The sequence below is a fragment of the Fibrella aestuarina BUZ 2 genome, from assembly GCF_000331105.1.
In the GTDB taxonomy this organism is placed as follows: domain Bacteria; phylum Bacteroidota; class Bacteroidia; order Cytophagales; family Spirosomataceae; genus Fibrella; species Fibrella aestuarina.
In genome coordinates this window covers 5,013,913-5,031,675 of sequence record NC_020054.1, presented here as the reverse complement: position 1 = coordinate 5,031,675, position 17,763 = coordinate 5,013,913, and the positions used below count along the sequence as shown (strand labels likewise).

Annotated in this window: 18 protein-coding genes; 9 read left to right on the top strand and 9 right to left on the bottom strand. The window is 55.3% G+C overall.

The window, feature by feature from the left end:
* Nucleotides 1-9 precede the first annotated feature (9 nt).
* The 4 genes from FAES_RS20930 (at nucleotide 10) to FAES_RS20915 (ending at nucleotide 6,044) form a co-directional block, all read left to right on the top strand.
* Nucleotides 10-1,785 carry a RagB/SusD family nutrient uptake outer membrane protein gene (locus FAES_RS20930; RefSeq protein WP_015333179.1) on the top strand — a complete coding sequence of 592 codons (1,776 nt, stop codon included), beginning with the start codon at nucleotides 10-12 and terminating at the stop codon, nucleotides 1,783-1,785.
* Nucleotides 1,786-1,906: 121 nt separating this feature from the next.
* The gene (locus tag FAES_RS20925) at nucleotides 1,907-3,244 is read left to right on the top strand and encodes a M60 family metallopeptidase (RefSeq protein ID WP_015333178.1); all 1,338 of its coding nucleotides are present in this window, start codon (nucleotides 1,907-1,909) and stop codon (nucleotides 3,242-3,244) included.
* Nucleotides 3,245-3,281: 37 nt separating this feature from the next.
* Complete coding sequence (locus tag FAES_RS20920; protein ID WP_015333177.1) at nucleotides 3,282-4,739, top strand: alpha-L-fucosidase; 1,458 nt, start codon at nucleotides 3,282-3,284, stop codon at nucleotides 4,737-4,739.
* A 186-nt stretch (nucleotides 4,740-4,925) separates the two neighbouring features.
* Nucleotides 4,926-6,044, top strand: coding sequence for a trans-sulfuration enzyme family protein (locus FAES_RS20915; protein ID WP_015333176.1), 1,119 nt, complete (start codon nucleotides 4,926-4,928; stop codon nucleotides 6,042-6,044).
* Between the two features lie 72 nt (nucleotides 6,045-6,116).
* On the opposite strand, the gene FAES_RS20910 is transcribed toward FAES_RS20915, so the two are convergent.
* Together FAES_RS20910 and FAES_RS20905 are read right to left on the bottom strand one after the other, a co-directional pair.
* On the bottom strand, nucleotides 6,117-6,533 hold the full coding sequence (locus FAES_RS20910) for a hypothetical protein (RefSeq protein ID WP_229364513.1): 417 nt from the start codon (nucleotides 6,531-6,533) through the stop codon (nucleotides 6,117-6,119).
* A gap of 94 nt (nucleotides 6,534-6,627) precedes the next feature.
* Nucleotides 6,628-7,680, bottom strand: coding sequence for a methyltransferase (locus FAES_RS20905; RefSeq protein WP_015333174.1), 1,053 nt, complete (start codon nucleotides 7,678-7,680; stop codon nucleotides 6,628-6,630).
* A gap of 122 nt (nucleotides 7,681-7,802) precedes the next feature.
* On the opposite strand from FAES_RS20905, the gene FAES_RS20900 reads away from it, so the two are divergent.
* A complete protein-coding gene (locus tag FAES_RS20900; RefSeq protein ID WP_015333173.1) occupies nucleotides 7,803-8,870 on the top strand; it encodes a DUF3500 domain-containing protein in 1,068 nt (355 codons plus the stop codon).
* 72 nt (nucleotides 8,871-8,942) lie between these two features.
* Here FAES_RS20900 and FAES_RS20895 read toward each other — a convergent pair whose 3' ends face one another.
* Both FAES_RS20895 and FAES_RS20890 read right to left on the bottom strand, forming a co-directional pair.
* Entirely contained in the window at nucleotides 8,943-10,226 is a 1,284-nt protein-coding gene (locus FAES_RS20895; RefSeq protein WP_015333172.1) for an erythromycin esterase family protein, read from the bottom strand.
* A gap of 233 nt (nucleotides 10,227-10,459) precedes the next feature.
* A complete protein-coding gene (locus FAES_RS20890; protein WP_015333170.1) occupies nucleotides 10,460-11,302 on the bottom strand; it encodes an SDR family oxidoreductase in 843 nt (280 codons plus the stop codon).
* 142 nt (nucleotides 11,303-11,444) lie between these two features.
* Here FAES_RS20890 and FAES_RS20885 point away from each other — a divergent pair, with 142 nt between their 5' ends.
* Nucleotides 11,445-12,035, top strand: a complete 591-nt coding sequence (locus FAES_RS20885; RefSeq protein WP_015333169.1) for an NAD(P)H-dependent oxidoreductase — start codon at nucleotides 11,445-11,447, stop codon at nucleotides 12,033-12,035.
* A 90-nt stretch (nucleotides 12,036-12,125) separates the two neighbouring features.
* On the opposite strand, the gene FAES_RS20880 is transcribed toward FAES_RS20885, so the two are convergent.
* From FAES_RS20880 to FAES_RS20870, 3 genes are all read right to left on the bottom strand, one after another.
* Entirely contained in the window at nucleotides 12,126-12,338 is a 213-nt protein-coding gene (locus FAES_RS20880; protein ID WP_015333168.1) for a hypothetical protein, read from the bottom strand.
* A 101-nt stretch (nucleotides 12,339-12,439) separates the two neighbouring features.
* On the bottom strand, nucleotides 12,440-13,657 hold the full coding sequence (locus tag FAES_RS20875) for a LysM peptidoglycan-binding domain-containing protein (RefSeq protein WP_015333167.1): 1,218 nt from the start codon (nucleotides 13,655-13,657) through the stop codon (nucleotides 12,440-12,442).
* Nucleotides 13,658-13,884: 227 nt separating this feature from the next.
* On the bottom strand, nucleotides 13,885-14,367 hold the full coding sequence (locus tag FAES_RS20870) for a hypothetical protein (protein WP_015333166.1): 483 nt from the start codon (nucleotides 14,365-14,367) through the stop codon (nucleotides 13,885-13,887).
* 132 nt (nucleotides 14,368-14,499) lie between these two features.
* Here FAES_RS20870 and FAES_RS30660 point away from each other — a divergent pair, with 132 nt between their 5' ends.
* Complete coding sequence (locus FAES_RS30660; RefSeq protein ID WP_015333165.1) at nucleotides 14,500-14,952, top strand: helix-turn-helix domain-containing protein; 453 nt, start codon at nucleotides 14,500-14,502, stop codon at nucleotides 14,950-14,952.
* Here the strand turns inward: FAES_RS30660 and FAES_RS20860 are convergent.
* Together FAES_RS20860 and FAES_RS20855 are read right to left on the bottom strand one after the other, a co-directional pair.
* Nucleotides 14,897-15,829: a GREB1-related protein gene (locus tag FAES_RS20860; protein WP_015333164.1), complete on the bottom strand. Its 933-nt coding sequence runs from the start codon at nucleotides 15,827-15,829 to the stop codon at nucleotides 14,897-14,899. The genes FAES_RS30660 and FAES_RS20860 overlap by 56 nt on opposite strands.
* Nucleotides 15,830-15,832: 3 nt before the next feature.
* Nucleotides 15,833-16,966, bottom strand: a complete 1,134-nt coding sequence (locus FAES_RS20855) for a ParB N-terminal domain-containing protein (RefSeq protein ID WP_015333163.1) — start codon at nucleotides 16,964-16,966, stop codon at nucleotides 15,833-15,835.
* A 150-nt stretch (nucleotides 16,967-17,116) separates the two neighbouring features.
* Between FAES_RS20855 and FAES_RS20850 the strand changes: the two genes are divergently transcribed.
* Together FAES_RS20850 and FAES_RS20845 are read left to right on the top strand one after the other, a co-directional pair.
* Nucleotides 17,117-17,455, top strand: a complete 339-nt coding sequence (locus tag FAES_RS20850; RefSeq protein WP_148289425.1) for an SH3 beta-barrel fold-containing protein — start codon at nucleotides 17,117-17,119, stop codon at nucleotides 17,453-17,455.
* Nucleotides 17,456-17,490: 35 nt separating this feature from the next.
* Complete coding sequence (locus FAES_RS20845; RefSeq protein ID WP_015333161.1) at nucleotides 17,491-17,718, top strand: hypothetical protein; 228 nt, start codon at nucleotides 17,491-17,493, stop codon at nucleotides 17,716-17,718.
* The last annotated feature ends 45 nt before the right edge of the window (nucleotides 17,719-17,763 follow it).

Here is a 17,763-nt window from a genome sequence, read left to right as displayed (position 1 = left end):
GTTACCGATATGAAAAACTACATAAACCTAGTACTTGCCAGTGCAATAGGCCTCCTGCTTTCCGGTTGTCAGGAGGGTCTTGATCGCTTTCCGCTCGATGAGATCACGGGAGAAAACTACTGGAGGACAGAAAACGACCTGAAACTCTACTGCAACGGCTTTTACCCTGCTTATGTGGTGGGTTTTGGCTCTGGTTTCCAGGATGCTATACTTGAGCCGTGGGGCGTCAATATAGCGCGTACAGCCTACGGTGACGTAATCACGGACAATGCCGCTCCTCTTACCTATTCAAAGGTGGGAACCGATGAATACATCAGCCATATATCCGGCGGACAGAAGTCTGGGGGCTGGAACTTCGACAACATCCGAAGGCTAAATATCTTTCTGGACAATTACAGGAAGGCAGCCGTTCCAACAGCCACAGCCAACAAATACCTGGGCGAGGTTCTATTTTTTAAAGCGTGGGATTACTTCGAAAAAGTAAAGCTATTCGGCGACGTACCCTGGCTGAATACAGAACTGAACATCGACTCGCCCGAGTTGTATGCCGCCCGGACGCCCCGTGCCGCCGTGATGGACTCGGTCATCACGATCCTGAATCAGGCTATCGCTTATTTGCCCGCCAAGGGATCGGAGGAAACGAACCGGATCAATAAGGATATGGCCCAGTTCCTGAAATCGAGAATTGGGCTGCACGAAGGTACGTACCGGAAATACCACAAGGAATTGGGGCTCGACGGTACACCCTTCCTGACCTACTCAGTACAGGCGTCGGAAGCCCTTTTTGGTAAGTATAGTCTGTTACAGGGGTCACCCAACACGGTGTACAACAGCTTATTTGCTACCGAATCGTACCGGGGCAATACCGAAATCATTCTGTGGCGGGAGTACTCGGCGGCCCTGAATTACGGTGCCGCGTTTAGCCGATACTTTGCCCAGAATCTACGGCATCAGTTTGGGGCCACCCGCAGTCTGGTCGATGAGTATTTATGTTCCGATGGGTTGCCTATCGCCAATAGCCCGCTATTCAAGGGCAAGACATCCATCCAGACAGAGATGGAAAACCGCGACCCCCGCCTGACCCAAACCATTGCCAACTTTGGCACCTACAACCTGGCCGCCCGGACCATACAGGGAGCCAATAACGCACCGCTACCCAATCTGGCGACCTTACCGGGTAACAAATGCCCGACGGGCTATCGGGTCGCCAAGTGGTTCTACAACAACCCTGCCGACTGGGACCGCACTACCCTGGGGCAGCAGGCGGCGCCTATGTTCCGCTTCGCCGAAGTATTGCTCAACTACGCCGAAGCTAAGTATGAACTGGGACAGGCCACACAGACCGTTATCGACCAAACCATTAATCTGCTGCGCAAGCGCGTGGCCATGCCCGTGCTAACCGTCGGGAAAGAACCCACTGATCCACGGTTGGATGCCATTTACGCCACTTACACAGGTGGGGTCATTAATCCACTACTCCGGGAAATTCGCCGGGAACGGCGCGTGGAAATGGCGTTCGAAAACACCCGTTGGGACGATCTGATGCGCTGGAAAACCGGCCGGTTTATCGACGTACCTGTAGAGGGTATCAAGTTTGTTCAGTCGCAGTTTCCAACGCTGGTCGTTAACAAAGATGTCTTTCTAAGCGAAGAAGGGTACGTACTGCCGTATGCCAAAACCATACCTGCTGGCCGAAAATTCAACGAGGCGAAAGCCTATCTATTTCCGATTCCCGTGCAGGATCTACAGGTGAATCCGAGCCTGAAACAGAATCCCGGCTGGTAAGCGCCGAAAAGCCATTCGCTAGCCTGCTGATTACCCGGGCCGGGTAGTAGCGGGCCGTAAAGCAACCTGGTTCATGGTTGCTGCTCAACCTGTGCAAACCAATTCCATAAACTAAACAGTTATGAAAAATTTGCTTAGGATTTCATTGGCCTTGTCGATTGGTTCCGGGCTGTATTCCTGTACGCAGCTAGGTTTTATGGACCACAGAGTGATTCCAGGGGTTGGTCTGGCTGTAGCCGATCAGGTTCAGCGTTTTAAGCTTACACCCTCGGCATCCGCAGTGGCAGATCGATTACAGTTTAGGGGCACGCACAACGACATGCAGGCTACCGGCTATTATGTAGCCCCGAATTCATCGGTTACACTAACTGTAAAAGCCATTTCCGGGCCTAATTCGGCGCGTCTGGCCATTGGAACCCCGTTTCGCGATAACGTACGGCCGGTCAGGCAATACGTTAATTTGACGGAAGGTACCCAGACTTTCACGGTCGATAAATACGGGGGGCTGGTGTATGTCATTTATACAGCCAACGACTACCTGACGACTGGTTCTGTCGAACTGACGTTTGGTAACGGTTTTTTACCTGTACCCTATTACCGGAAAGGGAAAAATACGCATCAGCAATGGCTCAATGCGCTTGATACGCTGAAGTCGATGGTCCCCGACGTTATGTTCGAATCCGAAAATGCCATCATGGTGGCCAACATGGACGAAGCATTAAAGTATCGGGGGGAAAATCAGGACCTGATTATCAATCGCCTGGATTCTATTATTGATTTTGAGAACAGAATCAGTGGATTGAGCGGACGGGTAGGTGTGCATGCCATTCCAGACAATAAACACTTAATCACGGTTCGGGATTCGGCATCTGGGGGGTACATGGCGGCAGGGATTGCCATTTATTACACCGAAGCACTATCGTACCGAATGCTGCAACCCCTGTACCTGTCAAATACCAACGGATGGGGGCTGTGGCATGAGGTTGGCCACACATACCAGCAAAAGGCATGGACTTGGTCAAGTTTGGGCGAAACCACGGTAAACGTGTATTCGATGGCTGCTGAGCGTGGATTTGGCCTGCCCAAGAGCCGGGTAACCATTAATAATAGCTGGCCGAAGCTGGATACTTACTTCAAGAAACCAATAGCCGACCGGGACTACAATACTGGTGACAATGAACTGAAGCTTATCCCGTTTCAGCAATTGTATCTGGCGTTCGGCGATAACCTGTTTAGTAAGCTCAGCACAAAAACCCGGGATACAAGACCTGCCATAACGAGCGACGCCGACAAGATGCGGTATTTTATGCTAAGTGTGAGCGAGATTACACAGAAAGACTTGTCTGATTTCTTCCGGAAATGGGGCTTTAAGGTAGATGAGTCGGTTTACCAGGCCATTGCCGCTATGAAACTGCCGGCTCCTGCTGTTGATATCACCACGCTGCGTGACCCAAAATGAGTGGTCGTGCCGAATAAACATAACTGTCTATCAAGCAATGAACTCAATGGCTTTGAACCCAACATTGACCCGTATCGTGCCACCAATGAGCGTGGTTTTTCTCCTGCTACTGCTGTTAACCTGTCTGAGTGGAATAGCGCAACCGACGGATTCGATCCCACTCAGGCATGGAGCCCACCGGATCGGTAACCGAACCGATTCCGACATGGCCCACTGGCGTGATTATGGCCTTGGCCAGTTTATTCACTGGGGCCTTTACGCCATTCCGGGTGGATTCTGGCACGGCCAGCCTGTAAACGGCGCAGCAGAGTGGATTCGGTCGTCGAAGAAAGTCGACCCGAAAGAGTACGATGCGCTCATTAGCCAATTTAATCCCGTAAAGTATGATCCGGTTGCCTGGGCGTTGATGGCGAAAAATATGGGCACCAAATATGTAACGTTCACGACCAAGCACCACGATGGATTTTGCCTGTGGCCGAGCAAATACAGTGATTTTACAATCATGCAGTCGCCTTGGAAAAAAGACATCATCAAGCCCTTTGTGGAGGCCTACAATAAGCAGGGAATAGACGTTTATCTCTACTTCTCCATCATGGACTGGCACAACCCTGACTGGCGCTACGAACTAAAAACGAAGAGCGATAGTGTAGCTTTCGATCGGTTTAAGGAGTTCACCAAAAACCAGCTCACAGAATTGCTAACGCTGTATCCGACGACTAAAGGGCTATGGTTTGACGGAACCTGGGACAAATCCTGGAAAGCCAGCGGCGCTTTCTCGGATGAGCTGGAACAGTACCTGAAAAAACTACGTCCCGGCTTGGTCATTGGCAGCCGATTGCGGGCCGACGAAAAAGGGAACCGCCATCTCGACGCGAATGGTCGGCTAATGGGAGACTACCATCAGGTTTGGGAACGGAAAATCCCGGAAACCATTGCGGAGGTCAAAGGGTACGACTGGGAGTGTGTAATGACCGTGCCTGAAAACCAGTGGGGTTACAATGCTCGGTGGAGCGGGCATGTAAAGAGTTCGTCGGAAATTATTGAGATGCTGGCTAACTGCGTTTCGAAAGGCGGCAATTTTGTTCTCAACTTTGGCCCCAAAGGTGACGGTTCGTTTAGGGAGGAAGAAATTCGTCTGGCCAAGGAAATCGGTAACTGGATGGCCGTTAACGGAGAGGCCATCTATGCGGCCGGGCAAAGCGATTTCAGGAAAGAAGATTGGGGGTACTATACCAAGAGTAAGACCTCAGGAAAAACGTACATGGTTGTCTTCAACACGCCGGTTACCAACATGTTGAAGGTCAACATACCAAAAAACCAGAAAATTGCCAGTCAGAAATTGTTGGGAAGCAAGCAGGTTCTGCCACTCGAACACATTGAAGGGCGTATGCACTACATTCGTCTCCCAGGCGGTGTTCGTCAACAACCTGCCGTTATTGAGTTGCAGTTGATCAGTGACGACCAGAAAAAGGAGTTGGATGTTCCTAAGACGTAGATTGGGCCAAGCGAAGTAGCCGATACTCCCCACAGCATAGTAGTGGGGCTTGCCTTGGCTTTAGCCAACGAGCAACGAACGCATTGGTCAGTCGATTGCCACAAAACCCCGTCGTTTGCTACATTGTCAAACGGCGGGGTTTTTCGTTACGTATCTTGCAGCCTCTTTGCTTAGCTCGTTTAGCTTATGAAACCTGAAACCGTCGCGCTACTCTCAACGCATTATTACGACCGAAACGCCGGGGCCGTGGCGCCGCCGATTTACCTCTCGACTACCTTTGAACGCGACGCCGACGGGACGTTTAAACACGGCTATCTCTATGCCCGCAATGCCAACCCCAACCGCGACGCCCTCGAGCGCAGCCTGACGGCGCTGGAAGGCGGGTTTGCGTCGATGGCCTACGCCTCGGGGCAGGCGGCTACACTCAATCTGTTCCTGGCGCTGGCTCCCGGCGATCACGTCATTATCCCGACCGACGCCTATTACGGAACGCCCACCCTGCTGGAAGAACTGATGCACCCCTGGGGCCTGACCTACAGCCGCGTTGACATGACCGACCTCGATCAGGTACGTGCCGCCATGCATGAGAATACGCGAGTGATATGGGTGGAAACGCCATCGAATCCGCTGTTGCGGATAGTAGACATTCAGGCCATTGCCGACATCGCGCACGAGGGCGGGGCAATCTGCGTGTGTGACAACACCTGGGCATCGCCGGTCTTGCAGCGGCCTCTGTTGCTGGGCTGCGACGTAGTCATGCACGCCACGACCAAATACCTCGGCGGCCACTCCGATGTGCTGGGCGGGGTCTTGGTTTTCAAGGAAGATGGCCCGCTCTATCAACGGGTACGTCGGTTGCAGTCGGTAGGAGGGGCGGTGCCCTCACCGTTTGAGTGCTGGCTGGTACTGCGCGGCATCAAAACCCTGACCGCCCGGGTACGTATGCAAACCGAAACTGCGGCTAAAGTGGCTGATTTTCTGGCTACTCACCCCGCCGTGGAGGTGGTACATTACCCTGGCCTGCCGAACCACCCCGGCCACGAGATTGCCAAAAAGCAAATGAGCGGGTTTGGCGCGATGCTGTCGATTCAGGTACGTGGCGGGGCTGAGGAGGCCATGCGCGTGGCGGCCAAAGTGCAGATTTTCACCCGTGCCACGAGCCTCGGCGGCGTCGAAAGCCTGATCGAGCACCGGGCTAGTGTGGAAGGTGCCAACAGCCTGACGCCACCCAACCTGCTTCGCCTGTCGATCGGGCTGGAGCATGCCGACGATCTAATTTTCGACCTGAAGCGCGCGCTGGAATAGGCGCATGGGCATAGGGTAGGGGGCGTGGCGAAAGCAAAGCCTTTTCCTGTCCCTTACATAACAAAGCTCGTATCACTTACTGGACACAACGACGGTGTAGGTCTTTTTCACCTGGCCGTCGCCAGTTGCGCCCAATTGCTTCTCCGAAAATACTACCCGGGCCGTGCCCACCGTGACGCCTTTAAGCAGGAAAACGGCCGGTCCCGGTGTTGATGCCGGGGGGCCACCTGTTGCCGCTACGGGCTGCTTGCGCGACACGTCGACCACCTCCTGATTATCGGACGTGGCGGTCAGCTGCCAGGTTGTGTCGGCGCGGGTAGCCATGCTTATTTCTTTGATGTCACCCACCTGTAGCCGGATTTTAGGGCCGGTTGCCAGGCTGGCGCGGTCGGTGGTGCACCCCGTCAGCAAAGCGCAAAAGCAAGCCATCAGCGCCAACCCGCAGCGTTGAAGTGAGTGGGGCAGATGGGTCAGAAGGCGGCTGGGCAAGGCAACAAGTTGGTTGTTCATAGCCCATCAACCCAATTCACCTACCTACAGTTTTGACAGAGTCCCGCTTACGTACCGCACGGATCAGTAGGGCCTAGCCCTTTCGGGCGCCAATCAGCCCATAGTCCAGCTGGGTGGGGATGGCGGCGGGGAGTGGCGTCAGACCGGCCTGTTTGAACCAGCTTTGGTACTCGGCCCGGCTGTAGCAGCGGCCTTTGGTTGCCCAGAAAAGCTGCGCTGAGTAATCAGTAGCGGCCAATGGGCCGTCCAGCGTGTCGTCCAGAAAACTATCGTGCACCCAGATTTCGCCACCGGGGCGCAGGGCTGCGGCAAACCGTTGCGCCAGTTGCTCACAAGTCGGGGTTGGCCAGTCGTGGAAAAGGCTGGCGGCCAGCAGCAGGTCCGTCTGTGGCAAGTCGTCGGTCAGCATATCGCCGGGCTGGAAGGTCACCCGCTCCTTCACCGCATCGGCCCCCGGCCGTCCGCTACTGGTAAACTGCTCGAGCAATTCAGCGGCTACGGCCAGCACCGCCGGCCGGTCGAACAAGGTAGCCGTTGCATTCGGGTTGGCCAGGAGCCATTCGTAGGTATAGAAACCCGTGCCACCAGCCACGTCGAGCAGATGCCCGTCGTGTTTCGGGAGGTTGGCCGCTACAATAGGCGAGAGTAATTGCGCCCGACCCGCCAGCCCCAGCGTGAATTTGCGGGCCAGTTCGGTATCGTCCATCGGCGATGGGCCATCCCCTTCTTTCACGAACGAAATGCCCTGTGGCGCGTCCAGCGGACCATCGTGCCGGAGTAACTGTGCCATCTCTACCACACCCGGATCGTCTTTTTCGAGGCCTGTGTAGCCCCTTAGGTTTGGCGTCTGGCTTTGAGTAACGTAACGGCCCAGTTCTGTGATGGCCAGGCGGCTCTGTTGGTCATAGCGGAGCAGATCCATGGCGCACAGGGCCGGGAAGAGCACCATCGCCGGGCGTTCGGCCAGCCCCAGTCGCGTACTTAGTTCGGACAGCGACAACGGCCCGCCGCTGAGTACGTCAAAAACAGGTAGGTGGTGAACGGCGGCCAACAACAGTCGTGAGCCAAACATGGCGCGTAAGTGACGGGTAATCGGGGCGGGGTCGGGTTGAGTAGGGTAACGCATAGAGGAGGTATCGATCCAGATTGAGCCGCAAAGATAAGGGCCCTTTTTCCTGGCCAGCCAGCGTAGGTAACTTACTCGGATTTGTTGCTTACTACACAGCTAGTTACCAATTCACAACACGTATGCGCCATCGTCTCACCCTCCTCTTTGCCTGTTTGTTGCTCTCGTTCACCAGCTTTTCCCAGTCAGTGACCGTCATTACCGAAGCGACCAGCCGCTTTCTGGGTACGTTATCGGCGGACGAACGGCAACGTACCCAGTATGCCTTTACCGATTCGCTCCGGTTCAAATGGACGAACCTGCCCGTTGGTCTGGTGCCCCGGCCGGGCATTGCCTACGGATCGCTGTCCGACAACAGCCGCCTCGCCTTTCATCGGGTTCTATCGGCGATGCTGAGTTCGCAGGGGTACCTGAAAACCACCAGCCTCATGCAACTCGACGACATCCTGAACACGCTCTACCAGCAGGCGTTCGACAGCGGTAAAATCGATCAGCGCATGCTGACCATGATGCAGAATATGAAATGGTCGCACGGCAACTATTTCATCTCGATCTGGGGCAAACCGCAACCGGGCGAGGCCTGGGGTCTGAATTTCGGTGGCCATCACCTGGCTCTCAGCCTGACGTCTACCGGTCAGGCCATCTCCATGTCGCCTTATTTTATCGGCACCGATCCGTCCGAAGTGAAGTCGGGGAAATACGCGGGGTTGCGGGTGCTGAGCAAGGAGGAAGACTACGGTTTCCTGCTGATCAACGCCCTCACCGACGCGCAGAAAGCGGTGGCTATTCTGAAGCAGGACGTACCCAAAGATATCATCACGTCGCCGCAGGGCAGTCAGCGCATCACCAGCTATTACGGCATCGCCGCGAGCCGGTTCACGGCCGATCAGCAGGCCATTCTGACCCTGTTGATTCAGGAATACACGCACAATTTCGAGCACCAGAAAGCCCATCAGCTGTACGACAAAATCATGAAATCAGGGCTCGAGAAGGTGTACTTTGCCTGGGTTGGCAGTCTCGAAAACAACAAACCACACTACTACATCATCAACGGACCCGACTTCCTGATTGAGTACGATAACGTTGGTTTTCAGAATGATGGCAACCACATCCACGCCATTCTCCGCGAAAAAGGGAACGACTTCGGCGACGACCTCCTGAAACGCCATTACCTCGAAACGAAGCACTAACTGGCCGGCTTATCGGTGCAGAATAAAGCAAGCCCGCCACGAACGTACCTGAGTGGTAAGCTCAGGTACGTTCTAGTTTCCCCAGACAGTAACGGGCGGTGAGTCCCTGACTACAAAAACGTACTGGAAATAGTCGGTCGTTACGGTTGGGGCCAATTCGTAGGGGGCGATTTTGGTGCCCGTCAGCCCACCCACTTTAATTAACCGAAGCGTTTGCCGATAGGGCGAATCGGGGGCATCGAGCCGGAACAGCGTTAGCGAATTAGCCGCACTAAGTGTCTCGACATCATCGAATTTGTCGATTTTAAACACCTTCCCGTCCGCGTTCAGGCTTTTGGTATGGCAGAACGGCCCCTTCCCCGTACGCAGGAAAAACGGCAGGTGCTTGCAGTGAATGAGCATATCGCTGTCTTTGAAAAACGTAGCCATCGTAACTACCCGCCGCCCCGATTTGGTCAGCAGGCCCGACAACGTTGGCTGCTTACCCGTGCCAGCCTGCAGGATGTGGGTGTAGCCCCAAAGGCCATACAGTTTTTCGCGTTGAAGCCCCATTTCATCGACCATACATTGCGTCATGCGCAGGGCTACCTCGTCGCGGGTCAGCTTGTCGTCGGCGCAGTTCAACAGCTCAAAGAAGAACTGAAACGGCAGCCGTTGATCGCCCAATAGTTGCTGGTATATCGCTTTGTTGGCGGCCATGTCGGCTCTGATTCGTTTGGTAAAGGGCTGCGCTTTCAGCAGGTTGAAACTGTCGGCCAGCACCACCAACCGCAGGCTGTCGAGGAGCGGAAGCCCGGTAATCGACTTTGTTTTTGTTTGCAGGATGTGTTTCAGGAGCGAGCGGGCAATGGTAGCCCGGGGCTGAAACCAGTCGACGCCGAGAAACCGGATCCGGAGGTTGTCGGGGCGGGTTTGGTTATACGCCCGGATGGCCAACAGCTTGGCGTAAAACTCCTGATTCCCCCATTGCGACGTACCGGCAATGGTTTGCCGCCGGAAACCCCGAAACAGCGAATCGAGCCGCGTGGTATCGCCCGTCTGCAAGTAGTCGTTGACCAGCGTAGCCTGAGCGAAATCCATTTCGGCTAGGTAATACCGAAGACCGACGCGCTGATTCAGGTGCTTCAGCAGGTCGAGGTCGATCGTTTGGGGAGCCGCGTATCCGTGCACTTCACCCAGCAGAAAGACGTCGTTCTGGTAGAAGGCCGAATCGAATACACTATAGCTGCCGGGTTGGCCGGGTTGGTAGGCTGTGGCGTGCTTGCTCAGGTACGTTTGAAAATCCTGGGCGATGGTGTGGTGAGCAACCAGCCAGCCGAAGGTCAGCAGGCACACTAAACGGTGGATATTTTTCATGGGGCGTGTTGCGTTTTATGGAGCCAAACATAAAAACACAGCACACCCCACTGCTCGAAAATGGGCTGTTTGGCACCCTTTGGGGCGTTTGGAACGGTCCCAGGCGGGCCAAACAGCCCAGTTCGACTAATTGACGGGTACGTCGACCACACCGTTTGGGCAACGTACCTAGCTATGCATTACCTAGCCACAGACGTTACAAACTCGCTGGGCAACTGCTCTTGACCGGTGGTTTACAGGCCCACCAGCTCAGTGCTGAGCTCCCAGAGGCGTTTGGCGTAGAAGTTATTCTGGGCGTCTTTGGTCGGCGTTTTTGGCTTGCTATCGTCGAAATACAGGCCCGTAACGTGTTCGACCTGGGGCGAGGCAGCCAGAAAAATGGAGGTAGCGGCCCCTTGCTCCGGCGTTTTCAGAAACGGCCGCGCCAGGCTGAGAATGGCGCCAAAGACCGCCCCCGAATCGGCCGCGAAATTGGTGCTTACGGTGCCGGGATGTAAGCTGTTCGAGGTGATGCCGTCGTCCATGAGGCGGTCGGCTAGTTCTTTGGCGAACAGAATATTGCACAGCTTCGATTTGCCGTAGGCCTTCATGGCGCCGTAGGAGGTGGGCCGGGCCAGTTCATCGAGCCGAAACGTACCGGCTAATCGGTGCGCTTCCGACGATACCGTCACCACGCGGGCATCCTGCCCTTTCCGCAGCAGATCGAGCAGCAGGTTGGTCAGCAGAAACGCGCCGAGGTGGTTGGTGGCGAAGGTCAGTTCGTAGCCATCGGGTGAGTATTGCTCGTTGGTGATGTACAACCCGGCGTTGTTAACCAGCACGTCGATGTGATCGTAGCGGTCCTGAACCTGAGCGGCTGCCGCCCGCACCGAGGCCATACTGGCCACATCGCACTGGATCAGGTCGATGGTGACGGTTGGGTTTGCGGCCTGAATGGCCTGCTGAACGGGTCGTGCTTTGTCGAGGTTGCGGCAGAGCATGACAATATCGAAGCCTTTCCGGGCCAACTCCTGTGCCGTGATTTTACCAATTCCCGAATTGGCACCGGTGATTACGCAAAGGCGATTCGTCGTCATAAAAAGTAGGTAGTTTGCTGAGGTATGCGGGGTAAACTATCTGCTTAACCTTGTGGTTTCACAGGAAGAGCCGTTAGGCACCGGGCCGCGGCCTTCGTTGCGCCATTGCTGCCGCTAACTGCCTATGAAACAATACTGATCCATGAAAATTACTATTTTGTCGGGCTCTCCCCGCGCCAACAGTAATACACTCCGTTTTTCGAAATTTATCCAGAACGTGTTGCAGGAAAGCGGCGAGCATGAGGTGTCGCTGATCGACTTCGCGCACTATGATCTGCCGCTCGTTGGGTCGGCCTGGCTTAGCCCCGACACCCTCACGCCCTTTCAGCAGGAGCTCGTTGCTGCCTGGGGTAGCGCCGACCTGATCTTTCTGACCTCACCCGAATACAACTGGACGGCCACCCCTCAGATCGTTAACACATTCCATCTGCTGGGTACGCCCGCCTTCAAGCAGTTGTTTGACGGAAAAGTATTCGCTACGGCCGGTACGTCGAACGGGCGGGGCGGGCGCCAGCCGGCACTCGATATGATGACGGTCGTGAACAAGGTCATCAGCTTTACCAACAGCTATTCGATTGTGTCGCCAAAGCTCTACGAATCGCACGAGACGGATAAGAATCTCGATGCCGACGGGCAGTTTATTGGTAGCGACGTTTATGACCGCACGGCCCGCGCCTTTGTCCAGTACACGCTGGCCGTTGCCCAACGCTGGCAGACGCCCGTAGAAGCGTAGGGGACTGAATAGTCAATAGAACAGTCAAGGGGTCGGGCGTGGTCGATACAACATTGCATCGACCACGCCCGACCCCTTGATTATTACCCTTTATTTACTCTTTCCGCCGCTGGCGACCCAAGCGCTGGCCCGTGAAATGCCCGACAGAATGGCGAGCAACGTTGACATCACGAAGGTGAAAACGGCAATGAACGGATAGGCCAGAATAAACAGCACGTTGAACGTCTTGAAGCCTACTGACGCCCGCATTTTCTCGTCGCGCTCTCTATGCCGACGGGCTACTCGTTCTTCTTTCGATTCCATAAGTGTTTAGTCATTTGTGGTCATTGCTAGTCATTCATTGTAAAAAGCGACGAATGACAATGAATGACCACAAATGACTATGAATGACGCGTAGCTAATGACTATTTCGCATAACTCACTTCGGCTCGAAAACGCTGGCCATTGGGCGAAAGTTTCTCGAAGGCCCGGTTCGAGAGGCGAATCAGCACCTGATCGTTGAGGCCCGTATCGGGTAGTTTCCCCACTACTTTCACGTACAGACTTTGGTTGCTGATGTCGTTGCGGACCTGCACCAACGTACCCACCGGGGCCGACCGGTGCAGCGCCAAATACTTGCTCGACTGGTTATCACCCTCGATGACATCGGCAAAGCCAACCTCCGACTGCATGTGCACCGATCCACCCGCTTTGGCCTTGGTCGTTGCGGCTACGGGTTCGTTATCAGAACTGGGCTCCGTGGTTTTGGGCGGGGCGGGGCGTGTTTCAGCAACGGGCTCGGCGCGGCGAGTTGGCTGGGTACGTTCTTCGGCCTCGGCGGTTTCGGTCGTGGCAGGTTTAGGCTTGGGTTTAGGCTTGCTACCAGGTGCCAGGGGCGGCTCAGGCGTAATCAGCGGCTTGGTATCGAGTGGCGCAAGATCCGGTGTTTTCGTCTTGGTAGACGGCGTATACAACTCGGCCGACTCGGTCTTTCGCGACGCTGCTTTCGTGCCCGTCTTGGCTTGGTAGGCTTTTTCGCTGACCACCAACGTTTGGCCAACCCGGATGCCATCGGCACCCAGGTTATTCCACTGCCGCAGGTTCGCCATCGACACCCCGTAACGTGCCGCCAGGCTATAGAGCGTTTGGCCCGATTCGACTACGTGCGTGCCGTTCCCCGCGCCGGCATCTGACCGTGGGCGGGGCTTTGGAGCGGTTGGCTGGGTGGCAACATCGGTGGCGATGGTCCGCTCGGTTTCGGTGGTCAGGCGAGCTTTGTCTTTAGCATCCTTCCGCGCGGCTTTGTCGGCCTCGCGCTGCTCTTTCTTCGTGGGAACCGATTCACCCATCGGTACGTGGAGTAACTGATCGTAGCGAACACTACCAGTGCTGATGTCGGGGTTGGCCGCGAGGATGGCTTCGACGCTTGTGCGGTAGCGGCGGGCAACCGCGAAGAGGGTTTGCCCCTGATCGACGCGGTGCAGGACAAACCGGCGCCCCTCGCGCCGTTCGACGCCGATGGAATCGAAGGGAAGGGTTGTACCGTGAGTATAGTCGGTGGTCGGCGCTGCATCGGCTAGCTGACTGACTATCAGCCAAGTCGGTACGGCAAGTAGCCAACGACTGGTTATGGGTATGTGCATATACAGGTAAGACAACGTTTTTGTCTGGTAGGTTTCGGGAAATCGACCGGGCCGAAATTTTCGCAAAACCGGGCATGTATTATAATTTGCCCGATAACTAGCTGATAATCAATTTGGGCCATCGGTGTCACTGAAACAGTACTGAAACTTTTTGAGGAATGAAAGCGCCCCAGGGATACTCCACTGGGGCGCTGGCAAGCGTTGATATCGGGGTTGTTTACATGGGTTTAAGCAGTCAGGTCATCAATTTTCCAGCTATCTGTCAGGGCGTAACAGGAGCCGTCGACGTACAGAAGTTGCTTCCGTATGTTGAGCTGGCCAACCATCCCAGGACGATGGCGAGGTCCGTCAGGTGGCGTTGTGACGATCAATACCTGTTTGAGATAAGCGTAGTGCTCCAGGCGTTCGAGCATGATTGGATCGCGCAACGTCAGCAGAGCCACTTCCCGGCTCTCGCCCCATAGGTCAAAGAAACGAAATAATTCGGCCAGATACGCATTGTACCATTCGTTCTGATGTTCCCCCATGAACGTAACGAATTCTTTATGCAACGCTTTGGCGCGGCTGACAGGCGACAAATAGTAAGTCGCTTCAGTCGCCTGAACGCTATCGTCAATATGCTCATTTAACAGTTTTGGGTACAGAATGTCGTTGAGATACAGTCGAAGCGTTGCCAAATTGGTAGCAAATCGCGTAGGTTCCGTCGTCATAGGGTGTCGAGTTTGTGTTTGCAAAATAGAGCATATATATTACAAGTAAAATATACCAGTCGTCGATTTTACAAAGACGGTTGCGCTAGCGGGAATTACGCCCCTACTTTGCAGATCGGTGAACGGATTCACATGTATCCAGCCGTTGACAATATGGAAAGTGACGTGCCCGCGCTGAATCAGCGTTTTTTGATCGTGTTGGACCAATTAGGCCTGAGTGGCTACGCTGTAGCCAAATTGGCCGACATTGCTGAGCCGACGATCAGCTACATTCGAAGCGGAAAACAGAAGCCTTCGATCGAGCTGATTGAATGGTTGTTGCTTCAGTACCCGACGATCAACGCCGACTTCCTGCTGCGGGGCGAAGGGGAACCGCTGGTGCGCGTCGGCATCAACATTGTCAATTCTGGTACGAACCACGGCGCCCAGGGGAATGGCAGCGTGTATAACTACGCCCCGGCAGCGCGTCACCAGCAACAACTGCTCAGTTTGCAAAGCGAGAATAAGGTCCTGCAGAACGAAATCCGGCTCAAGGACGAAATGCTGTCCCTATATCGGACACTAATGCCGGAAGCGCATCCCTAGCTTCGTGAGCCACCTCGGCCAGCAGCGCCCGCAGCGACGGACTCTGCACCTCGGCCAGCGCAATCAGCTGCGCCCCGTATTCGTCGGGGGCTAGTGCGTTCCAGTCAATATCGGTGCGCCGGATCAGTGGCGTGTCGAACCCTTTCCAGCTATCCTTAACCACGTGCTGGGGCCGCTGAAAGCGCCGATCGACCTTGACCACGCCCGGCCAGACCCGTTCCAGGCTCCGGGCCATTCGCAGCCGACCATCACCCTGATACAACTCGGTCATGTTGCCGCCCTTGCTGGTCATCGTCCGCATCTTGTCGACCATGAACGCGTTGAACAGGACCGTGCACCACTTATCGGCCAGCACCTGGAGGCACAGGTCGGTGTCTTCATTATAACGGCCGCGCCAGCGGTGGGGCAAATCGTTACGGATCAGTAAGCACGAGTAGACGTGCACGTTTAGAAAGAACGGTACCGGGGTGTGGTTGGTCACGAACATCTTATAGTTCATGCCGGCGATACCAATGTTCTCGTAACGGTCCGTGAAGTCTTCAATGACCGAGAAGCCGATATCGGCGTTGCAGCGGATTCGCTTCCCCCGAAACAGGCGCTGGACATCACGCATGTTATCGTCGAGAATCCAGTGGCGAAAATGCCCCTCGGATCGGGCGTGTTCCCAGACCCAGTTTCGGGCCGGAATCGAGCCGAGGCCCAGGTTGCTGAACGGTAAGACGTGCACCGTGGCGTCGGGGTATCGCCGCCGGTACTCCTCGGCTTCCTGGGGCTCGACCACCAGCGCAAAGGGCACCTGGTCTTTCAGCAGGAACTTCGCCGTAAGGCAGTTCTCAAACCGCCCCTTCGAGATGACATAAACAGGATAACGGGCCATAGCTCAAGCAGCAATAGGTAGATCGTCAGGGTTGCCATGTAGCAGGTTTTCTTTCTCGAAGCGGACGTTTTTGAGGTCGTCGCGGCCGACGAACGGATAAGTCGTACTCCAGGTCTTGGTTTCCTTTTTCAGGATCGGCACCCCGTACTGCTGCTCAAAAGCGGCCCGGTCCTGCTCTGAGTCGAAATGCACGATGAGCCGAAATTCAGGCTTGTCGACCGGGGTAAATTCGGGTAGCCCGACCCACTCCAGTGCCTGGTTGAAATCCTTGATCTCGTCCTTTGAGCGGGTGACCATGACCAGGTTGGCCAGCATCTGGGCATCGTAGCCCGTGCCGGTCAGCGTGTCGTCGTCGTGGACCTTTTTGAGGATCTCACTTAGCTTGCGATCGTCGACCACGCCGAGGTGGTCAATCTCGTTATCGGCGACCAGTAGCTTCAACGCCAGCGGAGTATCATGGTTGATCGTCAGCCGTACCACCGGAATAAAGCCGATCCCCATCTGACCAACGGCCACCGTCAGGCCGTGCCCGACGAGAATGTAGTTGTCGGCCGAGATCACCACGTTCCGGAACAACCCGAACTGACGCACCGACTGGATCAGATGCTCGATCTGGTCGGCCGGGTGTTCTTTGTAGTTCTGGGGGTGGGGGCGCAGCGAATCGATCCGCACCTTTTCCAGCGCCATCAGCTGCTGGGCGGGCGAGTCAAAATCCATGCCCCAGTCATCGAGATTAAGATCGAAGTCGGCCTCGAGCTGACCAACCACGTCGACGTCAAAATTGAGGTTGACCTGCGCGACCTGGTTGTCGGCCAAAGCCAGTTCGTGAAACGCCTTCGTACCGGGCTGAATATCCATCCGCTGGGTCACAACCAGCGTCTTCCCATCGGTCGGCACGAATACGACCCGCTCGACCCCTTTCTGGCGCAGTTTCTCGGTGACGTGGTTGCCGCCGATCAGCGTGCCGTCCGCGGCCGCAACGACGCCCCGCCCGATGCCCAGTTCGTCGATCGACTTTTCCAGCAGTTCATCACCCAGCGCCGTACCTCGGTTGGCATTTCGTTCGTCGCGGCGTAGCTCATCCAGCGTCCCGATTCGGATCGCTGCCGGCGCAGGTACTTCATTATGTTTATGCATAAATATATATAAGTAGTCGGATGGCCGCGAAGGAACGAAAAATCTGAGTATCAACAACCGGTTGTGAAATTTTTATGCAAATAATTGCTATCATGTTTGCAAATAATAGCTCTTAAGAGTACTTTTATACATCAAATCAATATGCAGAACATGAAACGTATCATTCTTCAAATGGCCACTACGCTCCGACGCCGGGGAGTAGCTGATGCCGTAGCGATCGAGAAGGCGCTATACGCCCACCGGCTTTATCTCGATATGATCACCAAAGGCGTGACCTTCGCTTATCAGAAGGAAAACGGCAACATTCGGATTGCGGTAGGTTACTACGGGGACGCTCCCGAGTTTTCGCCCAACGACCTCGGCTCGCTCCAGAACGCCTTCGATTACAAAAACTGCATGCTGCGCTATTACGATCTGGGCCGGCAGGACTGGCGGGATTGCCGCGTCGATCGGCTCGTGTTACCTCAATCTCCACTCGCTCAAGCTTAATCCATAGATTGCTATCAAGAGCAATTCAGAGTATTATGGTTGTTATCGCAAAATCCCTGACTCCTTCCGCCGTGAACCGGCGCATCCAGGCCGAAGCACGCTGGCAGCGGGTGAAGGTGCTGATCAATGAGTACGGCTACGGCCTGAGCGATGCGTTCCGGCTGGCCGACGACAAGCCCGCCGGGGTCGCCGACAACTACGACGACGCCATCGCCCGCGCCGAAGAGGACCGGGCCGAGGCGTACCGCTACGGCAGCTACTGAGTGACTATTCATAGATCGAGTGGCCCGCTGCCATCACTCATACCG

What these genes read in the sequence shown, in the direction of transcription:
- FAES_RS20930 (WP_015333179.1), top strand. Translation starts at nt 10, where the DNA reads ATGAAAAACTACATAAACCTAGTACTTGCCAGTGCAATAGGCCTCCTG.
- FAES_RS20845 (WP_015333161.1), top strand. Translation starts at nt 17,491, where the DNA reads ATGGTTGTTATCGCAAAATCCCTGACTCCTTCCGCCGTGAACCGGCGC.
- FAES_RS20890 (WP_015333170.1), bottom strand. Translation starts at nt 11,302, where the DNA reads ATGACGACGAATCGCCTTTGCGTAATCACCGGTGCCAATTCGGGAATT.
- FAES_RS20850 (WP_148289425.1), top strand. Translation starts at nt 17,117, where the DNA reads ATGAAACGTATCATTCTTCAAATGGCCACTACGCTCCGACGCCGGGGA.
- FAES_RS20925 (WP_015333178.1), top strand. Translation starts at nt 1,907, where the DNA reads ATGAAAAATTTGCTTAGGATTTCATTGGCCTTGTCGATTGGTTCCGGG.
- FAES_RS20875 (WP_015333167.1), bottom strand. Translation starts at nt 13,657, where the DNA reads ATGCACATACCCATAACCAGTCGTTGGCTACTTGCCGTACCGACTTGG.
- FAES_RS20895 (WP_015333172.1), bottom strand. Translation starts at nt 10,226, where the DNA reads ATGAAAAATATCCACCGTTTAGTGTGCCTGCTGACCTTCGGCTGGCTG.
- FAES_RS20880 (WP_015333168.1), bottom strand. Translation starts at nt 12,338, where the DNA reads ATGGAATCGAAAGAAGAACGAGTAGCCCGTCGGCATAGAGAGCGCGAC.
- FAES_RS30660 (WP_015333165.1), top strand. Translation starts at nt 14,500, where the DNA reads ATGTATCCAGCCGTTGACAATATGGAAAGTGACGTGCCCGCGCTGAAT.
- FAES_RS20885 (WP_015333169.1), top strand. Translation starts at nt 11,445, where the DNA reads ATGAAAATTACTATTTTGTCGGGCTCTCCCCGCGCCAACAGTAATACA.
- FAES_RS20920 (WP_015333177.1), top strand. Translation starts at nt 3,282, where the DNA reads ATGAACTCAATGGCTTTGAACCCAACATTGACCCGTATCGTGCCACCA.
- FAES_RS20870 (WP_015333166.1), bottom strand. Translation starts at nt 14,367, where the DNA reads ATGACGACGGAACCTACGCGATTTGCTACCAATTTGGCAACGCTTCGA.
- FAES_RS20900 (WP_015333173.1), top strand. Translation starts at nt 7,803, where the DNA reads ATGCGCCATCGTCTCACCCTCCTCTTTGCCTGTTTGTTGCTCTCGTTC.
- FAES_RS20855 (WP_015333163.1), bottom strand. Translation starts at nt 16,966, where the DNA reads ATGCATAAACATAATGAAGTACCTGCGCCGGCAGCGATCCGAATCGGG.
- FAES_RS20905 (WP_015333174.1), bottom strand. Translation starts at nt 7,680, where the DNA reads ATGCGTTACCCTACTCAACCCGACCCCGCCCCGATTACCCGTCACTTA.
- FAES_RS20860 (WP_015333164.1), bottom strand. Translation starts at nt 15,829, where the DNA reads ATGGCCCGTTATCCTGTTTATGTCATCTCGAAGGGGCGGTTTGAGAAC.
- FAES_RS20915 (WP_015333176.1), top strand. Translation starts at nt 4,926, where the DNA reads ATGAAACCTGAAACCGTCGCGCTACTCTCAACGCATTATTACGACCGA.